Annotated in this window: 5 protein-coding genes; 2 read left to right on the forward strand and 3 right to left on the reverse strand. The window is 62.2% G+C overall.

Features of this window, described 5'->3' with window-relative positions:
- Together AB4043_RS19515 and AB4043_RS19520 are read left to right on the forward strand one after the other, a co-directional pair.
- A partial coding sequence (locus AB4043_RS19515; RefSeq protein ID WP_442307833.1) for a molybdopterin dinucleotide binding domain-containing protein occupies positions 1 to 804 on the forward strand: 804 nt, incomplete at its 5' end.
- A gap of 6 nt (positions 805 to 810) precedes the next feature.
- The gene (locus AB4043_RS19520; RefSeq protein ID WP_442303380.1) at positions 811 to 1,026 is read left to right on the forward strand and encodes a PGPGW domain-containing protein; all 216 of its coding nucleotides are present in this window, start codon (positions 811 to 813) and stop codon (positions 1,024 to 1,026) included.
- 59 nt (positions 1,027 to 1,085) lie between these two features.
- On the opposite strand, the gene miaA is transcribed toward AB4043_RS19520, so the two are convergent.
- From miaA to AB4043_RS19535, 3 genes are read right to left on the reverse strand one after another with little or no spacing between them, the layout of a single operon-like run.
- A complete protein-coding gene (gene miaA / locus AB4043_RS19525; protein WP_442303381.1) occupies positions 1,086 to 2,027 on the reverse strand; it encodes a tRNA (adenosine(37)-N6)-dimethylallyltransferase MiaA in 942 nt (313 codons plus the stop codon).
- Positions 2,021 to 2,149 carry a hypothetical protein gene (locus AB4043_RS19530; RefSeq protein WP_442303382.1) on the reverse strand — a complete coding sequence of 43 codons (129 nt, stop codon included), beginning with the start codon at positions 2,147 to 2,149 and terminating at the stop codon, positions 2,021 to 2,023. The genes miaA and AB4043_RS19530 overlap by 7 nt, the downstream gene beginning before the upstream one ends.
- Entirely contained in the window at positions 2,146 to 3,222 is a 1,077-nt protein-coding gene (locus tag AB4043_RS19535) for a TonB C-terminal domain-containing protein (protein ID WP_442303383.1), read from the reverse strand. The genes AB4043_RS19530 and AB4043_RS19535 overlap by 4 nt, the downstream gene beginning before the upstream one ends.
- Positions 3,223 to 3,313: the final 91 nt, after the last annotated feature.

The raw sequence follows: 3,313 nt of genomic DNA on the forward strand, positions 1-3,313 counted from the left end.
GTCCTGCTGCCCGCGCCGACCTTCCTGGAAGTGAAGGACACGCAGGGAGCCTATGGCCATCTCTTCGCGCAAATCTCATCACCAGCCATCGCACCGCTGGGCGAGGCGAAGTCGAATGTGTGGCTCTTCGGCCAACTCGGCCAGCGCATGGGATTTCCGGAGGCCTGCTTCCACGACACCGAAGACGATCTGATCGCGCAGGCGTACGAGACCTCACATCCGTGGTTTGCCGGTATTACGCCAGAACGCCTGGAGAAGGAAGGCCATGTCCGCCTGAATCTGCCGGAAGGTGAGCCCTTCTCTTCGCCGGGGTGGTTCCGTACGCCCTCCGGAAAGGGCGAGTTTTCGTCGACCGCGATGGTGGAAGCGGGAAGCGATGCGATTCCAACCTTCCACGCTCCCAGCGAGTCGCGGTTGAGCCCACAGGCTGCGATCTATCCACTGGAGTTCCTGCCGCGCAAGGCCGACAACTACATGAACTCCACCTTCGCCAATCTGGAAAGCCACCAGAAGCTGGAAAGTGGACGCATCGGCGTGCTGGAGATGCATCGCACCGATGCCGCCCTGCGCGGCATCGCCACTGGAGACCCGGTCGAAATCTTCAACGACCGCGGCCGGATGCAGCTTACCGCCCACGTCGACGGCACCGTACCAGAGGGCGTCGTCGCTTCCCGCCTCTCCTGGAATAAGACCCACGCCGAGGGGCAGGGCATCAATTTGCTCACCAGCGAACGCCTTACCGATATCGGCGGCGGAGCAACTTTTTATTCCACATTGGTTGAGGTTCGCAAATCCTGCGTCTAACGACAGGTGAAGCGAATCCTTCGTGAGAGCGGCGCCTGGCTTCTGATTCTTATCGGAGTGGCAGGCTGCGTCCTGCCCGTAATTCCCGGAATTCCTCTGCTGATCGGCGGTCTGGCCGTCCTTGCAGTCGACCGCCCCTGGGCGGCGCGCCTGCTGGAGCGCGTGAAGGAAAAGTGGGGGAAGGCGAAGGAGAGGATAAGGACGCCTCAGAAGGTTGAATAGTTGAATGGTTGAATAGTAAGGCCCGCCCCAGTCGGCGATTGGCGGAACCATTCAACTATTCAACTATTCAACCCTGCGGCCACCAACTCCACCGCGCTTTCCCTCACCCCATCCGTATCTCCGAAATCACTCAACCAATGAACATCCGCATCCCGGCGGAACCAGGTGAGCTGGCGCTTGGCGTAGTTGCGGTGACCCTGCTGTGCTGCGGCGATGGCCTCTTCGCGAGTGAGTGTGCCTTGCAGTAGTGCCAACGCCTGGGCGTAGCCGAGTGATGTCAGAGGGCGGACGTCGGCGCCGTATTTCGCAACGAGTGCGGCAGTCTCTTCGACCAGGCCGTGATCGAACATGGCTGCGGCGCGGCGATTGATGCGGTCGTAGAGTAGTGTGCGGTCGGGGTTGAGGCCGATACGCAGAATGCGGTAGCCGGTGAGCGGATCGCGTCCCTGCTGTTGCCAGGCCTCGGTCATCGGGGTCTTCGCCGTGAGACAGACCTCGACGGCGCGAATCAGTTTCGGGGTGTCGTTGGCGTGGATGCTCTCAGCGGCTTTGCGGTCCAGGCGTGTGAGTAGACGGTGCAGATACTCGCTGCCGCGTGTCGCAACACGCTGACGAAGCCGCTCCCGCAGCTCTTCGTCGCGTTGGGGACCTTCGAACAGACCATCGGTGAGCGCCCGCAGATAGAGACCCGTGCCTCCGCTGACGATCGGCAAGTGGCCGCGTGCGGCGATCCCGGCAATTGCGGCACGGGCCTCGCGGTTGTAGTCGCCGGCGGTGCAGGGTTCATCGGGGTTGAGGATGTCGATCAGGTGATGAGGAACAGCGGCGCGCTCCTCCGCAGATGGCTTGGCGGAGCCGATATCCATACCACGGTAGACGGAGACCGAATCGCAGCTCACAATCTCGCCGTGGAAGCGCTGCGCCAGGTGAATGCCCAGCGAAGTTTTGCCGCTTGCCGTCGGACCGACGAGTACGACCAGTAGAGGCTGAGGCTCTACCATGGCTTCCACCATCCCGCCCCCAGCGTGTGGTGCAGATGAGCGCGCCACAACGCTCCGGCGATGACTAGAAGAGCCAGGACAAGAAGACCGCGCGCGATGGAGGTTGACGCGTCAGGCTTCATTGCACGGGCATGTTGTAGAAGAATCCGCAGCGCAGTTCAAGATAGGGACCTTTGAACTCCTTGGGTAGCGGCGGAAACTGTCCTTCGGCGGTGATGGCTCCCCAGGCGGCTTTGTCCAGGGCGACATCCCCGGACTTGGTCTCCAGCAGGATGTTGCCGATGCGGCCATCCGAAAGAATCACGAAGCGGATACCAGTTACACCTTGTTTCAGAATCGGCGCACGGACCGACTCAGGGATCAGGGGATCCCAGTTGCGCTGGATGTCGTTCCGCAGGCGGCGCATGTAGGGACCGAAGTCCACGCCCATGGTGTCGGAGAGAATCTCAGCGCCTGCCTGTAGCCCGGGGTGCTGCGGGTTAGCATTGGCGCCGTAGTTGCCGCCGCCACCGCCGTTCCGGGCTGCCTGCGCGGCCTGCTGCACCAGGTTGCCGAAGCCGGTAGCCGCGCGATTGGTATTGAAGTTGGGTTTAGGTGCATCCAGGGCCGCCTGCTGCTGCGGCGGAGGCTGATGCTGCGGTAGCGGCGTAGACGGCAACGGCTGCTGTGCCTGTTGTGGCGCCGGCTGCTGCGGCTGTGGAGCAGGTGCGGGGGCTGCCTGTTGCGGAGCAGGCTGGGGCGCGGGAGGCGCCTGCACCGGCGCCGGAGGAGCGCTGCGCTGCATCGCCTGCAACTGCTGCAGTGTCTTCTTGTCGAGCGTAGGCGTCTTCGTCTGGGCGACGCGATCCTTGTCGCTGATGATGTCCGTGGGCTTCTTCGGCAGCTTCTTGCCGACATCCGGCGGTAGATCGAGGTAGCGCAGTTCCTTATCGCGTTGCTTCAGGGCGTCAACAACGGAAATGACCTTGCCCTGGTGGAAGAGCACCCTGGGGCCATAGAGCATGAACCAGCCGAGGATGAACCAGACGATGATCGAGATATAGATCGACTCGCGGAAACGCGCCCGGGCGCGCTCATCGTCGATCTCATCCATCAGGTGGAGCAGCTCATGGTGCTCCATCTCGTCGTAGCGGCGGGCTTTACGGCCGCTAAGCTCCGGCGAAGGAGCGTTGGGTGGCGTTTCCACTGGCGTCATCTTGAGATAAGACTTCTGCCGCGGACAGGAAGTCTCGTCGGCAGTTGACCTTCTTACTATTTTCTCACCCTCCCCCCGTACAATGACCGGG

Source organism: Terriglobus sp. YAF25 (assembly GCF_052113305.1).
Taxonomy (GTDB): domain Bacteria; phylum Acidobacteriota; class Terriglobia; order Terriglobales; family Acidobacteriaceae; genus Terriglobus.

What these genes read in the sequence shown, in the direction of transcription:
- AB4043_RS19535 (WP_442303383.1), bottom strand. Translation starts at nt 3,222, where the DNA reads ATGACGCCAGTGGAAACGCCACCCAACGCTCCTTCGCCGGAGCTTAGC.
- miaA (WP_442303381.1), bottom strand. Translation starts at nt 2,027, where the DNA reads ATGGTAGAGCCTCAGCCTCTACTGGTCGTACTCGTCGGTCCGACGGCA.
- AB4043_RS19530 (WP_442303382.1), bottom strand. Translation starts at nt 2,149, where the DNA reads ATGAAGCCTGACGCGTCAACCTCCATCGCGCGCGGTCTTCTTGTCCTG.